The organism is Arthrobacter sp. CAN_A2 (genome assembly GCF_015752045.1).
Lineage (GTDB): Bacteria > Actinomycetota > Actinomycetes > Actinomycetales > Micrococcaceae > Arthrobacter_D.
This window is the reverse complement of sequence record NZ_JADOUS010000002.1, coordinates 196,675-217,489: the sequence shown is the minus strand read 5'-3', so window position 1 is coordinate 217,489 and position 20,815 is coordinate 196,675. Positions and strand designations below refer to the sequence as shown.

At 70.4% G+C, this 20,815-nt stretch carries 18 protein-coding genes; 9 read left to right on the top strand and 9 right to left on the bottom strand.

Going from position 1 to position 20,815, the window contains the following annotated elements; translation table 11 throughout:
- Nucleotides 1-151 precede the first annotated feature (151 nt).
- From IWX63_RS03245 to IWX63_RS03215, 7 genes are all read right to left on the bottom strand, one after another.
- Nucleotides 152-1,840, bottom strand: a complete 1,689-nt coding sequence (locus IWX63_RS03245) for a DUF885 domain-containing protein (RefSeq protein ID WP_199276933.1) — start codon at nucleotides 1,838-1,840, stop codon at nucleotides 152-154.
- 152 nt (nucleotides 1,841-1,992) lie between these two features.
- On the bottom strand, nucleotides 1,993-3,465 hold the full coding sequence (locus tag IWX63_RS03240; protein WP_199276702.1) for a multicopper oxidase family protein: 1,473 nt from the start codon (nucleotides 3,463-3,465) through the stop codon (nucleotides 1,993-1,995).
- Nucleotides 3,462-3,737: an SHOCT domain-containing protein gene (locus IWX63_RS03235; protein WP_199276701.1), complete on the bottom strand. Its 276-nt coding sequence runs from the start codon at nucleotides 3,735-3,737 to the stop codon at nucleotides 3,462-3,464. The genes IWX63_RS03240 and IWX63_RS03235 overlap by 4 nt, the downstream gene beginning before the upstream one ends.
- A gap of 237 nt (nucleotides 3,738-3,974) precedes the next feature.
- The gene (locus tag IWX63_RS03230) at nucleotides 3,975-4,835 is read right to left on the bottom strand and encodes a F510_1955 family glycosylhydrolase (RefSeq protein ID WP_334685589.1); all 861 of its coding nucleotides are present in this window, start codon (nucleotides 4,833-4,835) and stop codon (nucleotides 3,975-3,977) included.
- Nucleotides 4,836-5,034: 199 nt separating this feature from the next.
- The gene (locus IWX63_RS03225) at nucleotides 5,035-5,736 is read right to left on the bottom strand and encodes a DUF305 domain-containing protein (RefSeq protein WP_199276700.1); all 702 of its coding nucleotides are present in this window, start codon (nucleotides 5,734-5,736) and stop codon (nucleotides 5,035-5,037) included.
- 156 nt (nucleotides 5,737-5,892) lie between these two features.
- The gene (locus tag IWX63_RS03220) at nucleotides 5,893-6,447 is read right to left on the bottom strand and encodes a hypothetical protein (protein ID WP_199276699.1); all 555 of its coding nucleotides are present in this window, start codon (nucleotides 6,445-6,447) and stop codon (nucleotides 5,893-5,895) included.
- Nucleotides 6,448-6,636: 189 nt separating this feature from the next.
- Nucleotides 6,637-8,766 carry a copper-translocating P-type ATPase gene (locus IWX63_RS03215; RefSeq protein ID WP_334685588.1) on the bottom strand — a complete coding sequence of 710 codons (2,130 nt, stop codon included), beginning with the start codon at nucleotides 8,764-8,766 and terminating at the stop codon, nucleotides 6,637-6,639.
- A gap of 209 nt (nucleotides 8,767-8,975) precedes the next feature.
- On the opposite strand from IWX63_RS03215, the gene IWX63_RS03210 reads away from it, so the two are divergent.
- A complete protein-coding gene (locus tag IWX63_RS03210) occupies nucleotides 8,976-10,145 on the top strand; it encodes a serpin family protein (RefSeq protein ID WP_199276697.1) in 1,170 nt (389 codons plus the stop codon).
- 35 nt (nucleotides 10,146-10,180) lie between these two features.
- On the opposite strand, the gene IWX63_RS03205 is transcribed toward IWX63_RS03210, so the two are convergent.
- On the bottom strand, nucleotides 10,181-10,426 hold the full coding sequence (locus tag IWX63_RS03205; RefSeq protein WP_199276696.1) for an acyl-CoA carboxylase subunit epsilon: 246 nt from the start codon (nucleotides 10,424-10,426) through the stop codon (nucleotides 10,181-10,183).
- The gene (locus tag IWX63_RS03200; RefSeq protein ID WP_199276931.1) at nucleotides 10,423-12,006 is read right to left on the bottom strand and encodes an acyl-CoA carboxylase subunit beta; all 1,584 of its coding nucleotides are present in this window, start codon (nucleotides 12,004-12,006) and stop codon (nucleotides 10,423-10,425) included. Before IWX63_RS03200 ends, IWX63_RS03205 begins: the two co-directional genes overlap by 4 nt.
- A gap of 253 nt (nucleotides 12,007-12,259) precedes the next feature.
- Between IWX63_RS03200 and IWX63_RS03195 the strand changes: the two genes are divergently transcribed.
- The 8 genes from IWX63_RS03195 to IWX63_RS03160 all read left to right on the top strand — a co-directional run bounded on the left by IWX63_RS03195 (nucleotide 12,260) and on the right by IWX63_RS03160 (nucleotide 20,752).
- Nucleotides 12,260-13,120, top strand: a complete 861-nt coding sequence (locus IWX63_RS03195; protein ID WP_199276695.1) for an SDR family oxidoreductase — start codon at nucleotides 12,260-12,262, stop codon at nucleotides 13,118-13,120.
- Between the two features lie 46 nt (nucleotides 13,121-13,166).
- On the top strand, nucleotides 13,167-14,048 hold the full coding sequence (locus tag IWX63_RS03190; RefSeq protein ID WP_199276694.1) for a biotin--[acetyl-CoA-carboxylase] ligase: 882 nt from the start codon (nucleotides 13,167-13,169) through the stop codon (nucleotides 14,046-14,048).
- Nucleotides 14,049-14,051: 3 nt separating this feature from the next.
- A complete protein-coding gene (locus IWX63_RS03185; RefSeq protein ID WP_199276693.1) occupies nucleotides 14,052-14,648 on the top strand; it encodes a PH domain-containing protein in 597 nt (198 codons plus the stop codon).
- Complete coding sequence (locus IWX63_RS03180; RefSeq protein WP_442859089.1) at nucleotides 14,645-15,940, top strand: adenylate/guanylate cyclase domain-containing protein; 1,296 nt, start codon at nucleotides 14,645-14,647, stop codon at nucleotides 15,938-15,940. Before IWX63_RS03185 ends, IWX63_RS03180 begins: the two co-directional genes overlap by 4 nt.
- 176 nt (nucleotides 15,941-16,116) lie before the next feature.
- Nucleotides 16,117-17,055, top strand: coding sequence for a PP2C family protein-serine/threonine phosphatase (locus IWX63_RS03175; protein WP_199276692.1), 939 nt, complete (start codon nucleotides 16,117-16,119; stop codon nucleotides 17,053-17,055).
- Between the two features lie 15 nt (nucleotides 17,056-17,070).
- Nucleotides 17,071-19,395, top strand: coding sequence for an NAD-dependent DNA ligase LigA (gene ligA, locus IWX63_RS03170; RefSeq protein ID WP_334685587.1), 2,325 nt, complete (start codon nucleotides 17,071-17,073; stop codon nucleotides 19,393-19,395).
- The gene (locus IWX63_RS03165; RefSeq protein ID WP_199276691.1) at nucleotides 19,392-20,291 is read left to right on the top strand and encodes an inositol monophosphatase family protein; all 900 of its coding nucleotides are present in this window, start codon (nucleotides 19,392-19,394) and stop codon (nucleotides 20,289-20,291) included. The genes ligA and IWX63_RS03165 overlap by 4 nt, the downstream gene beginning before the upstream one ends.
- Nucleotides 20,288-20,752, top strand: coding sequence for a DUF2087 domain-containing protein (locus IWX63_RS03160; protein WP_199276690.1), 465 nt, complete (start codon nucleotides 20,288-20,290; stop codon nucleotides 20,750-20,752). The genes IWX63_RS03165 and IWX63_RS03160 overlap by 4 nt, the downstream gene beginning before the upstream one ends.
- The last annotated feature ends 63 nt before the right edge of the window (nucleotides 20,753-20,815 follow it).

Here is a 20,815-nt window from a genome sequence, read left to right as displayed (position 1 = left end):
ATGCCGTATACCAAGGCGAAGCGGACGTTGCGGAATGTTACGGCGGTCCATGCCGCCGTCGTGCCGCTCCCCGGGGCACTTCCGCGGAATACCGGCTCCGTCACAGGCGGCCCGGGGAGAACCCCCGGGCCGCCTGTGACGAACGTCTATATCAGGAGACCAGCGCGCGGCGCAGCGTATCGAGTCCCACGGAGCCCAGGTTGAGGGCCCGCGTGTGGAAGGCACGGAGGTCGAAGGCGTCGCCCTCGGCGGTCCGGACCTCCTCGCGGATCTGCTCCCAGAGGCGCTGGCCGATCTTGTAGGACGGTGCCTGGCCCGGCCAGCCCAGATAGCGGGTGTACTCGAAATCGAGCTGCCCCTCGCTGATGGCGATGTTCTTCTTCAGGAAGGCGTACCCCTTCTCCGGCGTCCAGGTGCCCTCACCCCATCGCTCGGGGACCTCCAGTTCGAGGTGCACGCCGATGTCGAACACCACCCGCGCGGCGCGCATGCGCTGGGCATCGAGCATCCCGAGGCGGTCGCCCGGATCGGACAGGAAGCCGAGTTCCTGCATGAGCCGCTCGGCGTACAGGGCCCAGCCCTCGCCCTGCCCGGAGACCCAGATGGCGTTGCGGCGCCAGGGATTCAGCAGTGCGCGCTGGTACGTAGCGGTCGCGACCTGCAGGTGATGCCCCGGGACACCCTCGTGGTAGACGGTGGTCGTCTCCTTCCAGGTGGTGAAGGAATCCTCACCCTCGGGTACGGACCACCACATGCGGCCGGGCCGCGAGAAGTCGTCGCTGGGACCGGTGTAGTAGATGCCGCCCTCGTTGGTCGGGGCGATCCTGCACTCGAGGCGCCGCATCACGTCCGGGATGTCGAAGTGGACCCCCGCCATCGCGTCCACCGCCCTGTCGGAGAGCCCCTGCATCCAGGCCTGCAGTGCGTCGGTGCCCTGGAGCTGGCGGGCCGGATCCTCGTCGAGGATCCGGATGGCCTCCTCGATCGAGGCACCCTCGCGGATCTCGTTCGCCACGGCCTCCTGCTCGGCGATGACGCGGTCGAGTTCCTCGACACCCCACCGGTACGTCTCCTCGAGGTCGACGGCGGACCCGAGGAACACGCGGGACATCAGGGCGTAGTGGTCCCGGCCGACGGCATCCTTCTCCGGGGCGGAGGGGAGGAGATCGTCCTGCAGGAAGGACGCAAGCGTGCGGTAGGCCCCGCGGGCGGCCTCGGCGCCGGCCCGCAGCTGGTCACGGACCGCCTCGGGCAGTTCGCCGTCGTCCGCCGTGGCGGTCGCGCCGAGGGTGTCGAAGAACCCGCCGTCCTCCGCGTACTTGGTGGACTGCTCGATCACGATGGCCACCTGCCGACGTGCCGCGACCAGCCCGCGCTCGCGTCCGGCCCGCAGGGAGGAGATGTAGCCGTCGATCGCGTCGGGCACGTTCGCCATCCGTCCGGCGATGTGTCCCCAGTCCTCCGCGGTGGCGGTGGGCATGAGGTCGAAGATCGCGCGGATGTTCTGGGCCGGGCAGGCGATGTTGTTCAGCTCGGCATAGCCGAATCCGGCGTCGTGGATCTCGAGGTCGAGCCCGAGCCGCTCCCGCATGGCGTCCAGCGTCACCGCGTCGACGTCGTCGGCCGGCTGCAGGTCCTCGAGCCGCCGCAGCGTGGTGCGGGCGGCGTCGGCGAGGGCTTCGATACCGGCGGGCGAGTAGTCCTGGTACTCCGTCTCGTGGCCGGGGATGCCCAGCTCGGTCGCGAAGTTGGGCATCAGTTCGAGCAGCGTCTCGTAGTACGACGTCGCGACGGCGTCGATGGCCGTGGCCTGACGTGCAGGCTGCTCGCTGGAGGACAGGGTGGGGGCTGGGGTGTCGTGGGTCACGTCACGAGCCTAGCGCCAGACCGTTGCCGGAGGCTACCGACTGGCCGGCGCCGGTGTGCTGGCGCTGTCGACCACACCGGCGGACCCCGCGTCGATGTCTCCGTGTGTCACGCTGATGCGACTCCTCACCGGACCTCGATGGCACCCATCATGCCGAGGTCCTCGTGGTCCAGGATGTGGCAGTGGTAGGCCGAGCGGCCGCGGAAGTCCCTGAAGGCCACCCTCACTTTCACCCGCCCGTTGGCGGGTACGTTCACGACGTCCTGCCGGCTTGCCGGGTTCGTCCCGTGGCCGTCTTCCTCGATGATCTGCATCGGCCAGACATGGAGGTGGAACGGGTGGTCCATGGGACTGGTGTTGATCAATGTCCATTCCTCCACATCGCCTGCCGCGACCGTGATGTCTGTTCTGGCCTCGTCGAACTCCCTGCCGTTGATGGTGAACCGCATCATGCCCCCGCCCATGCCCCCGCCCATGCCCGTGCCGGCGGCCAGGACGATCTGCCGGCGTGCCGCAACGGGCCCGGACCGAAGGTCTGTGGGCCCCTGCCGGGCCGGCACGGCTGTCAGGGCCGCCACCGGTCCGCCGGTCACGCGGACGGTGGCCAGGGCGGCGCCGTCCGGCTGGTCTGCAGGGTTGCGTGCTCCGGATCCCGAACCCATCATTCCCCGCATGTCTCCCCGGTCCTGGTAGAGCGCGCGCAGCGTGGAGTCCCCCGTCGTCATGGTGACAAGGAGGTCTGCCCTGTTTCCGGGTGCCAGGAGGAGCTCATCCACTGTCCGGGGTGTCGGGAAGCGGCCGGAGTCCATGCCGAGGAGCTGCAGTTGCTGTCCGTCGAGCCGTAGACGAAGGTAGCGGGACACGCACGCGTTGATGATGCGCCACCGTTCGCGCTGTCCCGGGCGGGCGCTGATGCGGGGGTTGCGTTGACCGTTGACCAGGACCAGTTCGCCCTCCCGGCCCCTCATCCGGTCCATCTCGGAGACGTCCGGGATGTTCCCCAGGCCGTCCAGGGTGGTGTCCGAAACGACCAGTACGCGTTCCGCACTCGCCTCGATGGGTTCGGGGTCCTCGACGATGATGGCTCCGAAGAGTCCGGCGAAGATCTGGTCGGCGACCATGCCGTGGTGGTGGGGGTGGTACCAGTACACGCCCGGGGGGTGATCGTCGGGAAGTCTGTGTTCATAGTCGAAGGTGCCGCCGGGCTCCACCGAGACGAAGATGTTGTCCCCGTTGCCCTCCGGGGATACGTGGAGGCCGTGCACGTGCAGGTTGGTGGTCTGGGCCAGGTTGTTGACGAGCCCGATCCGCAGGACGTCGCCGGGGCGTACGCGGAGTGTCGGGCCGGGGATGCCGCCGTTGTAGCCGAGGGCCGCGGCCTGCCGGCCGGCGAGCAGTAGCTGTCCGGGTGCGGCTTCGAGCCGCACCTGCAGCCGGCCGTCGGTGCTCCGTTCCTCCGGAGGCTGGGTCAGGTCGCTTCCCGTCACGGGGGCGTCCCGCGAAGCAAGGGTCCAGATCAGTCCGGCACCACCGGCCGCTGTCCCCGCGACGCCGAGGCTGCCCAGCAACAGCGCCTGACGGCGACTGATGGGCTTCACTCCGGGGCCTCACCGAGTACCTTGAGATATTCGCGGTACTGATCCGCGGTGAGTTCTCCTCTCGCAAAGCGCTCGTCGAGGATCTCGCGGGCCCTGCTTCCTCCAGCCGCCGGCGGCCCGTTTGGCCCCGGGGGGCCGGGAGGCCCGTATCCGTTACGGACGCCGCCGCCGAAGACGCGTACCGCCAGCAACACCAGCAGCGCGATGCCGATGAGGAGCAGGGGAATCCAGAGCCACAGCCATCCCATGCCTTGTCCGTAACCCGACATCATGATGTGTGCCTTTCGTTTCCAGGGTCACCTCCGACTCTTCGCGCGGCCTCCGCTGACAGGTAGAGGCCGAGGTCCCGGCCCACGCGCACCGCTTCGTTGCGCGCCGTCGTTCGCAACCCCCGACGACGGCCGGCTCGTCCTGATCTCCGGTGAGGCGTCCCACGACCGTCCCTACCCGCCAGCGCCACATGATGGGCATCCGTCTGGTGGGCATCCGTGTCCTGGGGCAGAAGGTGCTTACGGCGCTAGCGGGTTGAATGTTGCCCCGTTGTCGCTGGACACTTCGATCCCTTCGTTCGTCGCTACCCAGATGCGGTGCGTCTTGTCACCGGTGTGGTCTGCGGCGATAGCCGCTGGTTCGCCCAGGATGGCCCCTCGTTGTGTCCAGGTGAGTCCGGCGTCGGCGCTGGTGTGCACGGTTCCGTCGGGGGTCACGCCGATGGCGGTGTCGCCGGCGAAGGTCGTGAAGGCCAGCAGCGGCGCGTTCGGGACGGTGGTCCAGGTGGCCCCGCTGTCCTCGGACCGGTACAGGCCCTGCTCGGTGGTGGCCAGCACGGTCCCGCCGGTGGCGGCGGCGAGGTTGTACGCGGGCACGTCGTCGGCGGTGACCATCCAGTGATGCCCGTCGGCACTGGTGACGATTCGCCCTTCGTAGCCGATGAGCCCGGTACCAGTTGCGGCGAGGGCGTGGAAATCTGTCTCGCCCTGACGGGACACGGGCTCCCATGAGCGACCGTCATCGGTACTGGTGATCAACCCGACCGGGTCCGGGAGGTCTGTGCCCGGGCCGGGGTGTCCGGAGGCGTAGAGGGTTCCATCACCGGTGGCGGTGAAGCCCATGAGATCGATCGTCGGGCCGATCTGCTGGGCCGGGGACCGGGTGACGTCGAACAGGCCGTCGTGGGTAGCAAGCAGGATGCGGTCGGTCCCCGGGTCCACGCTCATTCCGTGAATGTGCCCGGAGGGATACCCCGCCGAGGCCGTCGGCTCCGTGGGTGCGTCCTGGAGTGTGGGGGTCGGGGTGGTGCAGGCGCTGAGGAGCACGGCGAGGGCCGCGGTCATGCCCAGGTGTGCGGTGCGGGACAGGGTCGAAGGCAACGGGCATCCTTGAAGAGTCGAGGGCGGGCGGAGCTGGTGGTCGTGCCGGCGGTCGGGGACCGTGCCGGTGTGGATGGGACGGGGCACCCACACCGGCACCTGTCAGGGGGCACTCGCCGTCCCTGCATCCGGACCGGGTCGGGTCACGGGGTCCGGTATCCGGGGTCGGGGATGGAATGCGGGGTGTTGCTCGCGCCAGTCAGAGGCCCGCGAGGAGCTCTTCCATCTCGGCGATCTCGGACTGCTGTGTGGTCATGATGGTTGTCGCCAGTTCGATCGCGTCCGGGTTCTGGCCACTGTCGATCTCGTCCTGCGCCATGTCGATGGCGCCTTCGTGGTGGACCGTCATCGACTCCAGGAAGATGCGGGATGCCTCGGTGCCCTCGGCGGACGCGAGCCCGGACATCTCGTCATCGCTCATCATTCCCTCCATGCCTTCCATCTGTCCCGACCCTGATCCCATGTCGTCCCCGTCGCCCATGTCATGGCTCTCCATGCTGTCCGGACCCATGGCGTCGTCCCAGGTCTCCAACCAGCCCTGCATGAGCTCGATCTCGGGCCCCTGTCCGTCCTTGATCCTCGTTGCGAGGTCCGTGATCTCGGGGCTGATGCCGTCCTTGGCGAGCATCAGGTCGCTCATCTCCACGGCCTGCTCGTGGTGGGGAATCATCATCCGCGTGAACATCACGTCCGCCTGATTGTGCTCGGCCGTGGCCTCGGATGCGCCCGAGATGGCCTCGGATGTGGCTCCGGTGCCGGCTTCTGCGGTGGCGCTGGGTGCGGTCGCTGCGGAGCTTTCACCGCTCGTGCCGGCAGTGTCTCCGCCGGAGGAGGAGCCGCAGGCGGACAGGGTGATGAGGGCGGCCACGGACAGGGATGCAAGGGAAAGGGAATGCTTCATGATGCTCAAGTCCTTCAGTGCTCAGATGCGGGGGTATCGGCTGGTCGTACCGTCCAGGAGGCGTCGGTACGGCGAGGGCCGGGGCGCGCGTGGGCGCAGTCCCGGCAGGACAGTGGCCCTGCTGTCCCGGAGAGGGGCAGGTGCGGGCCGCGGATCCTAGGTTCGGCTGATACAGAGCTGCGTCAGTGAAGGAGTAGGCGCGGGTCGGGACATCCGGGACAGTGCAGGAGGACCCCGCCGCCCCACCGCCGACAGGAGGGCGCGGCCGGCAGGAGTCAGCAGGCCGGCGATGCCGACGACGATCATCGCCAGCACACACAGGCCCACCATCATCTCGTCGGCGCAGTCCCCGCCGCACCCGACCGACCCGCCACCGTCCGGGACGGCCTTCGTGACGGTGGTCGAGGCGGCATGCGACGCGGCGTCCAGGACCGTTGTTTCGACCGTTGCCATGGCAGCGATCACCGCGGTCGTGGTCCGGTCATGAAGAATCGTGCGTCCTTGGCCTGTCCCGTCGACCGAATGAGTACTCGTGGTCGTGCTGGTGACGGGGGCCCCCACATGGTGGGAAGTCGACCCGTGGCCGCCCATCCAGACGTGCATCGCGAGGATCCCGACGATGACGGCTGTCAGGCCGAGGAAGGCGACAACGGACGGTACGGCGGCGCGCAGCAGGGAGGAGGCAGTGTGTGATGCCCGGTTTCCGTTCACCTTCCCCGTCCTCTCTGTCCACGCTGTCGCTGACGCCTGCGCGCCACGGTCGTCATCCGGTGTCGTCCTACCAGCCTAACGAAACGGGCGAGTCGTCCCGTTCACGCCGTCTGCCTGGTCACTGCACCGATCACGACGTCGCATGATCAACGACCAGGCAGAGGTGCGCGTTCGCCGATGAGGCCGACCTCACGTCCGAGCGGGGGCTGTGTCCGTTTTCTCAGGACCGGGCCGGTCGGTGCCGATCCGCTCGGGACGGAGGTCGATCCGCCGCAGCAGTTGCGCGTTGAGGGCGACGACGATCGTGGACACACTCATGAGGACGGCGCCCGCCGCGGGGGAGAGGAGGATACCCGCGAAGGCCAGGACCCCCGCGGCCAGCGGCACGGCGAGCACGTTGTAGCCGGTGGCCCAGACGAGGTTCTGGATCATCTTGCGGTAGCTGGCGCGGGACAGGTCGATCATCGCCAGCACCGATCGCGGGTCGTTCCCCGCGAGGACCACGCCGGCGGATTCCATGGCGACATCCGTGCCCGCTCCGATCGCGATGCCCACCTCGGCGCGCGCGAGCGCCGGGGCGTCGTTGACGCCGTCCCCGACCATCGCGACCGCCAGGCCGCGCGCCTGCAGCTCGGCGACCTTGGAGTCCTTGTCCTGCGGCAGGACGTCGGCGAACACCTCGTCGATGCCGAGTTCCGCGCCGACGACGTCGGCCACCTGCCGTGCGTCGCCGGTGATCATCGCGACCTTCACCCCGCGGGACTGCAGGGCCTTCACGGCGTGCCGGGACTCCTCGCGGACCTTGTCCTCGAGCCTGACCGCGCCGATCACGGCGCCGTCGCTGATGACGTGCAGGACCGATGCGCCGCGGCCCACCCATGCCCGAACGGTGCCCTCGATGTCCGGTGGGGTATCGAGGCCGAGTTCCCTGAGCATGGCCGGCCCGCCCACCGCCACGTCATGGCCGTCGACGGTCGCCCGGACGCCGCGGCCGGTCATGGAACTGAATCCGGTTCCGGTGTAGGAGCGGTTCGCCGCGGCCGGGTCGGCCTGTGCGGCGCTGACGATGGCCCGCGCCACGGGGTGCTCGCTGTCCGCTTCCGCGGCTCCGGCCAGGGCCAGCAGCTCCGCGTCGGGGACGCCGTCGACGGCGGTCGTCGCCGTGACGGCGGGGCGGCCCTCCGTGAGGGTCCCGGTCTTGTCGAACAGCACGACGTCCACCGTGCGCATCCGTTCGAGGGCCATCCGGTTCTTGATCAGCACCCCGGCCTTCGCGGCGCGTTCGGTGGAGATCGCGATGACCAGGGGGATGGCGAGGCCGAGTGCGTGCGGGCAGGCGATCACGAGGACGGTGACGGTACGGATCACCGCGTCATTCGGGCTCCCGAGGAGCATCCAGGCGATGAAGGTCAGGATGCCGGCGCCGAGCGCGAAGTAGAACAGCAGGGCCGCGGCCCGGTCCGCCAGGGCCTGGGCCTTCGAGGAGGAGGCCTGGGCTTCGGCGACCAGGCGCTGGATCCCGGCGAGCGTCGTCTCCGAGCCGACGGCGGTCACCTGCATCCGGACCGCGTTGTCGGTCGCCACCGTTCCGGCGACGACCGTCTCGCCGACGCCGCGGGAGACGGCGCGGGACTCTCCGGTGATCATCGACTCGTCAAACTCCGCAGTCCCGTCGGTGATCTGCCCGTCCGCCGGGACACGCGCACCGGAGCGTACGAGCACGACATCCCCGGTGACCAGCGAGCTCACCGGCACGGTCTCGACCCCGGTGTCCGTGACCTTGTCCGCCTCGTCGGGGAGCAGCGCTGCCAGGGCATCCAGTGCGCCGGCCGCCGAGCCGAGGGCCCGCATCTCCATCCAGTGCCCGAGCAGCATGATGACGATCAGCAGGGCCAGCTCCCACCAGAAGTCGAGGTCGAAACCGCCGATGCCGAGGGTGGTGATCCACGAGGCGACGAACGCGACGCTGATCGCCATCGCGATCAGCAGCATCATGCCCGGCTGCCGCGCCTTCAGCTCGGACACCCCGCCTTTCAGGAACGGGGCGCCGCCGTAGACGAAGATCACCGTGCCCAGGATCGGGGCGATCCACGCCGAGCCGGGGAACTCGGGCGGCATGGACCCGAGGAGCATGGTGAACATGGGGCTGAATGTCAGGACCGGGATCGCGAGGGCCAGGCTGATCCAGAAACGCTGCCTGAACATCGCCGTCGAGTGGCCGGCATGCTCGCCCTGGGTGTGGACCTGATGATCCTCATCCGCGCCAGGGCCCTCGTGCCCCGCGGTCGGTGGGGCAGTGGTGGGGTGATTCCTGCTCATTGGTCTTCTCCTTCTCCGCTGCACGGACATGCTCCGATGCCCGCAAAGGTATACCCCCTAGGGGTATGCGTCAAGGGTCGGAAGGCCCACCGTTCGCGCCTGGGCGCGGAGGATCACCAGTGCCCACCAGGCGGCAACCCGGCGCCTCGTACCCATGGCCATTTCCCGGGGCCGCGCCTACCGTGGGGGGATCACGCGAGGGGGATTCCATGAAGCAGTCCAGGGCGCCTGTGGCGCGCATCGCCGTCGAGCCCGGCCGGTATCCCGAGGCGGAGGACGCCCTCCGGCGCTCGGCCTTCAGGCTCGGCGTGGCACTCGCCGCGCTCCCCGACACCAATCAGGTCAGCAGCCCGGTCAGCGCGCTCTACGCCCTGTCGATGCTGCGGGCGGGTGCGGGCACCCCGACGGCGGCGGAGATGGACGCCGTGCTGGGGCTCCCCGCCGAGCACCACGCGGCGATGAACGCGCTCCTCGCGACCCTGCAGTACTTCGACGGCGATCCTGTCGCCGTCGACGAGGACGATCCGCCCGGGCAGCCCCTGGTGCACCTCGCCAACGCGGTCTTCGTCCCCGAGGGCGGTGCGATCGGCGAGGCGTTCCTCGACGCGCTGGCACGGTACTACGGCGCGGGGGTCTACCCGGTGGACTTCGCCGATCCCGCCACCGCCGGGCTGATCGACGACTGGGTGTGGAGGGAGACCGGCGGGCGCGTCGCGAAGGCACCCCTGGTCACCGGGGCGGACACCGGACTGTCCCTGCTGAACGCCGTGTACTTCGCCGCGGCCTGGGACGAACCGTTCGATGCCTCCGGGACGGACGAGGACGCCTTCACCCTGGCCACCGGGACGCGTGTGTTCGTCCCGACGATGCATGGTCACCGCTGGGTGCGCCACGCCGTGGGGCCTGACTGGGAGGGCATCGACCTGCCCTATGGCGGGGGCTTCTTCCTGAGGCTCGTCCTGCCGGCCGAGGGCGCGTCACCGGCATGGGACGAGCAGGAGCTGCTCGGGATCGCGGACCGGCTCGATGCGGCGGAGAGTATCCGCGTCGACCTCTCGCTGCCGACGTGGGAGCACGGCCACGATCAGGAGCTGATCGGTGTGCTGGAAGCGCTGGGGTTGGAGAAGACCTTCGGCCCGGGCGCCGACTTCGCCGCCATCCATCCCGGGCTCCGCGTCTCGGGCGCCGCCCAGACCGTCAGCATCACGGTCGCCGAGAAGGGCACGATCGCCGCGGCCGTCACCCAGCTGGCGATGATGACCAGTGCCCCGGTGCCTCCCGAGGTCAGCGTCTCCTTCGATCGGCCCTTCGGGTACCAGATCGTCCACGAGGACACAGGGCTGCCGCTCTTCCTCGGCACGGTCGCCGATCCGCGCTGAGAAATCCTGCGGCAGAGCAGGCCAGGGCAGGGGCGTCAGCGGACGCTGCGCCGCCACGATCCGGGACCCGGCGTCGGGCCCAGGCGCAGCAGTGCCCGCCGCACCCAGGACCGGCCCTGGCTCGAATCGTCGTCCTCGGCCCCGCTTGCCTGCAGGGCGACGACGACGGCGGTCAGCGCCGCGAGCTCCTCGTCGGTGGGGTTGCCGGACACCACGGAGAGGACCGCGGCGTCGTCCGTGGCGCCGTCGTCCGTGGAATCGAGGGGGTTGTCGCCGGTCACAGCGGGATGTTCCCGTGCTTCTTGGCCGGGTTGGCCGAGCGCTTGTCGCGGAGGGCGCGGAGCCCGCGCACGATCTGCAGTCGGGTCTCCGACGGGGCGATGACCGCGTCCACATAGCCGAGCTCGGCCGCCTGGTACGGGTTGAGCAACTCCTCCTCGTACTGCTGGACGACGTCGGCGCGCGCGGCCTCGACGTCCCCGCCGGCCTCCGCGACGGCCTTGAGCTGCCCTCGGTACAGGATGTTGACGGCTCCCTGCGCACCCATCACCCCGATCTGCGCGGTGGGCCAGGCGAGGTTGAGGTCCGCGCCGAGCTTCTTGGATCCCATGACGATGTACGCGCCGCCGTAGGCCTTGCGCGTGATGACGGTCAGCTTGGGCACGGTGGCCTCGGCGTAGGCGTAGAGCAGCTTCGCGCCGCGGCGGATGATGCCCTGGAACTCCTGGTCCTTGCCGGGCAGGAAGCCCGGCACGTCCACGAGGGTCAGGAGGGGGATGTTGAAGGCGTCGCAGTGGCGCACGAAGCGCGCGGCCTTCTCGGAGGCGTTGATGTCCAGGGTCCCGGCGAACTGCAGGGGCTGGTTGGCGACGATGCCGATGGTGTGACCCTCCACCCGGGCATAGCCGGTGATGATGTTCGGCGCGTACAGCGCCTGCATCTCCAGGAAGTGGGCGTCGTCCACCACGGCGTCGATGACGGCGTGCATGTCGTAGGGCTGGTTCGCGGCGTCGGGGATCAGGGTGTCGAGCGCGAGGTCCTCGTCCGTCTCCTCGGGTTCCTCGACGAACGCCGTCAGCGGGGCCTCCGCGAGATTGTTGGAGGGCAGGAAGTCGAGGAGTTCGCGGACGAAGCCGATGGCATCCGCCTCGTCCGTGGCGAGATACGCGGAGGTGCCCGTCGTCGTGTTGTGCTGGCGTGCCCCGCCGAGGGTCTCCATGTCGACGTCCTCGCCGGTCACGGTCTTGATGACGTCCGGACCCGTGATGAACATGTGCGAGGTCCTGTCCACCATGACCACGAAATCGGTGAGCGCGGGGGAGTACGCCGCACCGCCGGCGCACGGGCCCATGATCAGGGAGATCTGCGGGACCACGCCCGAGGCGTGGACGTTGTTGCGGAAGATGTCCGCGAACATGGCCAGCGACGCCACACCCTCCTGGATGCGGGCACCGCCGCCGTCGTTGATGCCGACCACGGGGCAGCCGTTGCGCAGCGCGAACTCCTGCACCTTGACGATCTTCTCCCCGTTCACCTGGCTCAGCGAGCCGCCGTAGACGGTGAAGTCCTGGCTGTAGACGGCGACCAGCCGGCCGTCGACGGTCGCGTACCCGGACACCACGCCGTCGCCCAGGGGCTTCTTCTTCTCCATGCCGAAGGCCGTGGAGCGGTGCACGGCGAGGGCGTCGAACTCGACGAAGGAGCCCTCGTCCACGAGCAGGTCGATGCGCTCGCGTGCCGTGTTCTTGCCGCGGGCGTGCTGCCGCTCGATCGCCTCGGGCCCCGAGGGCTGCTCGGAGAGTTCCTTGCGCCTCCGGAAGTCGGCGAGCTTCCCGGCCGTCGTGGTGAGGTCGGGCTGCAGGTCCTGATGCATGAGTACTCCGGTCGGCGGGTCGAAGAGGGCGGGCGCGCCGCGCAGACACCCCAGCCGAGACTGGAGGTTTCCGACAACGAACGGCGCATTTCCCCCAGTCTAGTGAGGATCCAGGGGTGGGCCGTTGTAGGACGTCTACAGTTTCCGCCGCCATCACTTAGCCGGGCCTCCGATGTTACCCGCGGGTAACATCGGTGCGTCGCGGGCCGTCCGGCGGCCCGGCGCTGCTTATGGTGGTGCCATGACGCAACGCAACGAAGCGCAGGAAACGCACGCCCCCGCCACGCTCGCCGGGTGCACCATCCTCATGTCGGGCGGAAGCCGCGGTATCGGCCTGGCCATCGCCCTGCGCGCCGCGCGTGACGGCGCGAACGTGGCCATCATGGCCAAGACGGGGGAGCCGCACCCGAAGCTCGAGGGCACCGTGTACACCGCCGCGGAGCAGATCGAGGCCGCGGGCGGGAAGGCCCTGCCGATCGTGGGGGACGTGCGGAACGACGACGATGTCGCCTCCGCCGTGGATGCCACCGTCCGGGCGTTCGGCGGCATCGACGTCGTCGTGAACAACGCCTCGGCGATCGACCTGTCCAGGACGCCCGAGGTGGACATGAAGCGCTACGACCTCATGGCCGACATCAACGTGCGGGGCACCTTCATGCTCAGCAAGTTCGCCCTCGAGGCGCTCCGGGGATCGCGGAACCCCCACATCCTGACGCTCTCCCCGCCCCTGAACCTCGCACCGAAGTGGGCCGGGCTGCACCTGGCGTACACCATGGCGAAGTACGGGATGAGCCTGACCACCCTGGGCCTCGCGGAGGAGCTCAAGGACGACGGCGTGGCCGTCAACTCGCTCTGGCCCGCCACCCTGATCGACACCGCGGCCATCCGCAACATGCCGGGCGGCGACCGCCTGGTGCAGGCGGCCCGCAGCCCGGAGATCGTCGCCGACGCGGCCAACGCCGTCCTCGTCCGGCCGTCGCGCAGCTACACCGGCAACTTCTACACCGACGAGCAGGTGCTGCGCGAGGAAGGCGTCACCGATCTGACCCGGTACAGCCTCGGGGCGCCGGAGGACCGGCTCGTCCCCGACATCTTCCTCTGACGCTCCGGCCGGTGTACGCGGGGCCGGGCCGGATAGGATCGATGTCATGTCCTCCCCCTACTCCAATCTTGAGCGCCCCGGCCTGAACCTCGGCGCCCTGAGGACAGCCCTGTGCATGCCGGCCGGTCCGTTCCCGCGGCTCGACATCGTGGCCACCACCGGCTCCACCAACACCGACCTCGTGGAGCACGCGCAGGTGGAGGCGGCCGGCTGGCCGGACCTCAGCGTGCTCGCAGCGGAGACCCAGACCGCGGGGCGCGGCCGGATGGATCGCAGCTGGGTGGCACCGGAACGCTCCTCGCTCTTCGTGAGCGTGCTCCTGCGCCCCTTCAACCGGCACGGACGGCCCGTCCCCACCACCGCCTACTCCTGGTTCTCACTCCTCGCCGCGCTGGCGCTCGCCGAGAGTGTCGAGGAGCGCACCAGGATCTCCCCGCAGCTCAAGTGGCCCAACGACGTCACCGTGGACGGCCGGAAGCTCGCCGGTGTCCTGGCCCAGTTCGTGCCGGGCGCGGGTGCCGAGCCGCCCGCCGTCGTCGTCGGGGTGGGGCTGAACGTCAGCCTGACCGACGACGAACTCCCCGTGCCCACCGCCACGAGCCTGCTCCTCGAGTACGCGGGGACCACGGACCGCAATGTCCTCCTGAAGTCCTTCCTGCGCACGTTCGCCGACCACTACCGCGCTTTCTGCGACGTGGACGGCGATGCCGGCGCCGCGTGGGACGCCGGGCCCTCGCTGCTGGCGCGCATCGGCGCCCGGATGGCGACGCTCGGCCAGGACGTCCGTGCGGAGCTGCCCGGCGGCACCGTGGTGGCAGGGCGCGCGCTCTCCCTCGACGCCCGCGGCGGTCTCGTGGTGCGCGACGACGACGGCGAGCGGCACACTATCTCCGCGGGCGACGTGGTGCACTTGCGCCCGCAGGCGTAGCCCGTGCGGATCAGGCTGCTGCCCGGGGAGCGCGTCCTCGTCCGCACCCGACCCAACCCCCTGCCGCTCGTCCGGCCGGTCATCGCCGGGTTCCTGATCCTCGCCCTCGGGGGGTTCGGGCTCGGCTACCTCGCCCGGCCGGACCTCCCCGGCGGCCTGGCCGAGTCGCAGACCGTGCTCCTGCCGGTGGTGTTCGCCATCGCGGTGCTGCTGCTCCTCCGCGTGGTGGTGAGGCCGCTGGTGCGCTGGGCGAGCAACCGGTACGTGCTCACGAGCATGCGGCTCATCCACCGGACGGGGACCACGCGCCGCACCGAGCACCAGATCAACCTGTCCGCGATCTCGCAACTCCAGACGGAGCAGGGGCTGATCCAGCGGATGATGGGCAGCGGGACGCTCGTCGCGGACCTCGGCTTCGACCGGTCGCACGCCTACCGGCACGTTCCGCAGATTGCAACGTTCAAGGACTATGTGGTCCAGGCGATCGGCGAGCTCCCGCTGACCCGCATGTTCGACGGAGTAGACATGGAAATCGATCCGCAGTACGCCCGCGGCGGGACGCCCCGGGTGCAGCAGGAATGGAGGGACGCGCAACCGTGACAGTCGAGGACCGCCGCAAGGCAGGGCAGCCCGCCGACCCCGAAGGTGGTGCCGCGGGCGCGCCCGACGCCGGCGCCGGCGGAGGCACCGCCGACGTCGTCGCTTCCGCCGAGGCCATCCGGGCGTCCGGGCAGACCGACGACGCCCCCGACACCGCGGCCTCGACGGCGTCCAAGGCCGTCTGGCAGCTGCTGCCGGACATGGCGACCGGCAGCGGCCCGGAGCCCACGCCGTCGGACGCGGTCCCGATCTCACTGGACCGCGAGACGATCCGGCGGCTGGAACGCGAACTCCTCGGGGCCGAGCGCACACTCAAGCGCCGCGATATCGCCGCGGGCGCGGGCGTGTCCCTGCTGTCCGCGCGCAAGCTGTGGCGCGCCATGGGCTTCCCCAACATCGGGGACGACGACGTCGCGTTCACCGAGAAGGACCTCGGCGCCCTCACCACGATCATCGATCTGGTGCGCCAGGAGCAGCTCACCGAGGACGCGGCCATCTCCATCACGCGGGCGGTGGGCCAGATGACGGACCGCATGGTGGTCTGGCAGATCGAGGCGATCGTGGAGGAGATGGTCGCGCAGCGCGGGCTCTCCGACGCCGAGGCGCGGAAGACCCTCGTCTCCGAGCTGCCGGACCTCATCGAGCCGCTCGAGAAGACGCTGGTCTACGCCTGGCGCCGGCAGATGAACGCCGCGGTCCAGCGGCTGGCGCTCCGCGCCGAATCGGGCCTGGCCTCGAGCGAGACGGGCCGCGCCGGCGACGAGCAGGACGCCCCGCTGCCGCTCGCGCGTGCCGTGGGCTTCGCCGACCTCGTCTCCTACACGAGCCTGTCCCGGCAGATGAACGAGCGGACGTTGGCGCAGCTCGTGCAGCGGTTCGAGAACAAGAGCGCCGAGATCATCTCCGTGGGCGGCGGCCGGCTCGTGAAGACGATCGGCGACGAGGTCCTCTACATCGCCGAATCCCCGGAAGCCGGGGCCGAGATCTCGCTGGCGCTGGCCAAGGCCTTCTCCGAGGACGAGTTCCTCCCCGCCGCACGCTGCTCCCTCGTCTGGGGCCGCGTGCTCTCGCGGCTCGGCGACATCTACGGCCCGACGGTCAACCTCGCGGCGCGGCTCACCGCGCTCGCCGAACCCGGCGAGGTCCTCGTCGATTCCGGCACCGCCGCGACGCTCACCGCCAATGAGAAGTTCGTGCTCACGCCGCACGAGCCGCGACAGGTGCGCGGCTTCGGAGAGGTGCAGCCGGTGACCCTCGCGCGGGGGACCGGCACGGGGATCATCCTCGACTGACGCGACGATCCCGCGGGTCCTCCGGTGGCGCCTCGCCGTCCCGGACCGGGCAAAGGGCAGAATGGGGACATGACTGACCAGCAAGGCTGCCTCGAAGCCCCGGCCCTCCGGCCATGCATGCCCGTACCCGGGCCCGTCCTGTCCTCCCAGGCCGTCCACCCGTCCGGGAGAGCGGCATGAGTGAGCCGCAGGTGCATGGCTCACACGCCGTCGACGTCGGCCTGACCCCTGACAAGACATCCGACGGCACACCCGACGGCACCGCCGGTTCCGCCCCCCGCCAGCAGGACTCGGGGACGGCGCCCGGCCTCGATCTCCGGCTCGCGTACGGCTTCGGCACCGATCGTGGGCTGCGCCGCGAATTGAACGAGGACTCCTTCCTCGCCGTCGAGCCCATCTTCGCCGTGGCGGACGGCATGGGCGGGCACGAGGCCGGCGAGGTGGCCAGCAGTGTCTGCGTCCGCACGCTGGAAGCCAGCAGCGTCGCCGGGACCCGGATGCCCCGGCTCACGGCAGCCGAGCTCGAGGACATCATCCGGCAGGCCGACCACGGCATCCGGACCGAGGCCGGCGGGCAGGCGGGCACCACCCTGACGGGCGTCGTGCTCGTCGAGGAGTCGGGCGCCCCCCACTGGCTGTTCTTCAACGTGGGGGACTCCCGGGCGTACCGGCTGAGCAGCGGCACCTTCGGACAGATCTCCGTGGACCACTCCGAGGTCCAGGAACTCGTGGACCTCGGGAGCATCACCGAGGATCAGGCCCGGACCCATCACCGGCGGCACGTGGTGACCCGGGCACTGGGGACCGGCGACGACGCCGACCCGGACTTCTGGCTGATGCCGGTGGAGGACCGCGACCGCATCCTGCTCTGCTCGGACGGACTGAGCGGCGAGGTGACCGATGAGGACATCCACTCCATCCTGGCCACCGTCCCGGATCCGCAGGAGGCATGCGACGAGCTGATCGCCGCCGCGCTCCGATCCGGAGCCCGGGACAACGTCACCGTGATCGTCGTCGACGCCTTGGACGCGCAGGGGGACGGGACGCGGTCCGGCGCCGCCGCGGGCGGCCGCTTCGCCGCCGACGGCGACAGGTGGCCGGTGTCAGGGGCGTAGGGCAGGATAAGGAAAGTGACTCCAGGACCTGACAGTGCATCGGTAGACGCCACCCCCGCCGGGCAGGGCGGCCCGCCCAGCGAGGAGCTCCGCGAGGAGTACGCGCAGCTCGCCGAGGACGTGCGCGCGCATCGCACCGCGTACTACCAGGACGCCGCGCCCACGATCTCCGACGCCGCGTTCGACGCCCTGTTCCGGCGCCTCGAGGAGCTCGAGGCGCTGCATCCCGAGCTCGTCGCGAACGACTCGCCGACGCAGGAGGTGGGCGGCGAGGTGTCCGCGGCCTTCACACCCGTGGACCACCTCGCCCGCATGTACAGCCTCGAGGACGTCTTCTCGCTCGACGAACTGAAGGCCTGGCTGGATCGCGCGAGCGCCGGCGTGGAGCAGCGCAGCCCAGGCGCGACCGTCGAGTGGCTGACGGAGCTCAAGATCGACGGCCTCGCCGTGAACCTGCTCTACCGCGACGGCGAACTGGTGCGCGCCGCGACGCGCGGCGACGGCGTCACGGGGGAGGACATCACCCACAACGTCCTCACCATCGCCTCGATCCCCCGGCACCTCGCGGGCACGGACCACCCCGAGGAGGTGGAGATCCGCGGCGAGGTGTTCTTCCCGACGAAGGAGTTCGGCCAGCTCAACGAGCGTATGGTGGCCGCCGGCAAGGCGCCCTTCGCCAACCCCCGGAACGCGGCCGCCGGCTCCCTGCGCCAGAAGGACCCGGCCATGACGGCCGAGCGCCCGCTGGACATGTACGTGCACGGCATCGGTGCGCGGACGGGGCTGTCGACCGGGACGCAGTCGGAGACCTACGAGCTGCTGAAGGGATGGGGTTTGCCGACGTCGCCCTATTACAGGGTGTTCCACAGCCAGGACGAGGTCGTCGACTTCATCGGCCACCACGGCGATCACCGCCACGACCTGCTGCACGAGATCGACGGCATCGTGGTCAAGGTGGACAGCTTCGCCCTGCAGCGCGCGCTCGGCCACACCTCCCGCGTGCCCCGGTGGTCCGTGGCCTACAAGTACCCGCCCGAGGAGGTGAACACGCGGCTGCTGGACATCCTCGTGAACGTCGGCCGGACCGGCCGCGTCACGCCGTTCGGGCTCATGGAACCGGTCAAGGTCGCCGGCTCCACCGTGGGGATGGCCACGCTCCACAACCAGGAGGTGGTCAAGGCCAAGGGCGTCATGATCGGCGACATCGTGGTGCTGCGGAAAGCGGGCGACGTCATCCCCGAGATCGTGGGGCCGGTCATGGCCCTCCGGGACCCGGAGAAGGTGCGGCCGTTCGTCATGCCCACGGAGTGCCCCTCTTGCGGCACCCCGCTGCAGCCGGCGAAGGAGGGTGACGTCGACATCCGCTGCCCCAATGCCCGGTCCTGCCCCTCGCAGCTGCGCGAGCGGGTGTTCCACCTCGCCGGCCGCGGAGCCTTCGACATCGAGGCCCTCGGTTGGGAGGCGGCCATCGCCCTCACGCAGCCCGCCGAGCCCGAGGTGCCCCCGATCACCACCGAGGCCGACATCTTCGACCTCACCCCGGAGAAGCTGGCGGATGTCCGGATCGAGCGGGACAAGAAGGTCAAGGGCGTGGTCACGGGCCGCGAACTCGTGCCCTACTTCTACTCCAAGGGCACCGCGAAGAAGCCCTCCGAGCCGAGCGCCACCACCCGGAAGCTCTTCACCGAACTCCAGAAGGCGAAGACGCAGCCGCTGTGGCGCGTGCTCGTGGCGCTGTCCATCCGGCACGTCGGCCCGACGGCATCGCGGGCCCTCGCCACGGCCTTCGGGTCCATGGAGCGGATCCGTGCAGCGAGCGAGGAGGAGCTCGCGAATGTCGACGGCGTCGGCCCGACCATCGCCGTCGCCCTCACCGAGTGGTTCACTGAGGACTGGCACCGCGAGATCGTCGACCGGTGGGCCGCAGCGGGGGTGCGCATGGAGGACGAGGTCGATGAGAGCACGCCCCGCACCCTCGAGGGCCTGACCGTCGTCGTGACCGGGTCCCTCGAGCGGTACAACCGCGACGAGGCGAAGGAGGCGATCATCACGCGCGGCGGCAAGGCCGCCGGCTCGGTCTCGAAGAACACGAGCTACGTGGTGGCCGGGGAGAACGCGGGCACCAAGCTGGAGAAGGCCGAGTCGCTGGGCATCCCGGTCCTGGACGAGGAGGGTTTCATCGCCCTCCTCGAGAACGGCCCCGCGGGCGCCGGGCCCGAGGACGGGGGAGCCGGCGGGGACGACGGCGACAATGGCGTCGACGAGAGCGAGGACACCGAGGTGGCCGCGGAGCTGGAGGCCGGGGCCGGTGTGGATCCCACCGGGAGGGCCACCCCATGACGCCCTCGACACCCGCCTCCGGCGGTGGGGCACCCTCTCCGGAGGTGCTCCTCCATCTCGCCAGGCAGGCCGCCGCGGCGGGCGCCGCAGTGCTGGCCCGGCGTGATCCCGAGGCGCTGGACGCCACCAGCAAGAGCTCGGACAGCGACTGGGTGACCGCCTTCGACGTCGCCGCGGAGCACGCGGTCCGCACCGTCATCAAGGGCGCGCGGCCGCACGACGCGATCACGGGCGAGGAACTCGGCACCACGGTGCCCGCCGGATTCACGCCCGACGGCGACCGCGTCCGCTGGTCGATCGACCCCCTCGACGGCACCACCAACTTCATCCGCAACATCGTCTACTACGGCACGTCCGTGGCCGCCGCCGGCGCCGACGGCACCTGGCTCGCCGGTGTCGTGCGCGCGCCCGCCCTGCACCGTATCTACTGGGCGTCCCGCGGCGGGGGAGCCTGGCTGAGCGACCACGGGTCCGTGCGGCGCCTCGTCGGGCCGCGCACCGGGACGGGACGCCTCCTCGGCACAGGCTTCTCCTACGACGCCGCCACCCGGGCCGAGCAGGTCGTGGCCCTCGGCGCGCTCCTCGGGGGCTACGGTGATGTCCGCCGCCTCGGCTCGGCCGCCCTCGACCTCTGCCTCGTGGCAGACCGCACACTCGATGCCTTCGTGGAGCGCGGCCTGCACGAGCACGATTACGCGGCGGGCGCCCTGATCGCCGAGGAAGCAGGCCTGGCCGTCCACCGGCCACCGCTCCGGCCGATCCTCGACGGCGGCCCCACCGAGGCCGAGCGGCTGGCCGGCGTCACCGCCGCCGGGCCCGCAGGCCTCATCGGCTCCCTCACCGGTTCCACGTCGGGTTCCTCGTCCGGTTCAGCGTCCGGCGAGGGCCGGGCATGACAGTCCCGTCCTGGCAGAAGATCCTGTCCACGCTCGCCGGCGGGCGCTCCCGCGAGCTGTACGCGGGGGCCGTGCTGGGGCAGCCCCTCGATGCCACGCCGAAGGAGCTGCAACGGCTGGTCGACGCCGGCCTGCTGACGCCGGAGCATGCCGTCGCTGAGGGGCTGTTCAAGGAGGTGCTCGCCGCCGCGGCGCCCGCCACTCCGAAGGGGGTGGACCGCTTCTTCCGGAACGGGCGGATCGATGGCCTGCCGCGCGCCGGTCAGGACCGCACCGACCTGCTGGCGCACCTCGCCGGGAGGCTCCTCCCGGCCGACGAGGAGCTCGGCGAACCAGAGGTCAACCGGTTACTCGCGACGGTCACGAGCGACATCCCGACCCTGCGGCGTGCTCTCGTTGACCACGGCTTCCTGGAGCGGAACCCTGACGGGTCCGGCTATCGGCGGGTGGCGTCGTCCTGAAGGATCCTGGGGAGCCCCTGGCGTAGTGGTACTGGTCATCGGGACTGGTCTGCCGTCCGCTTC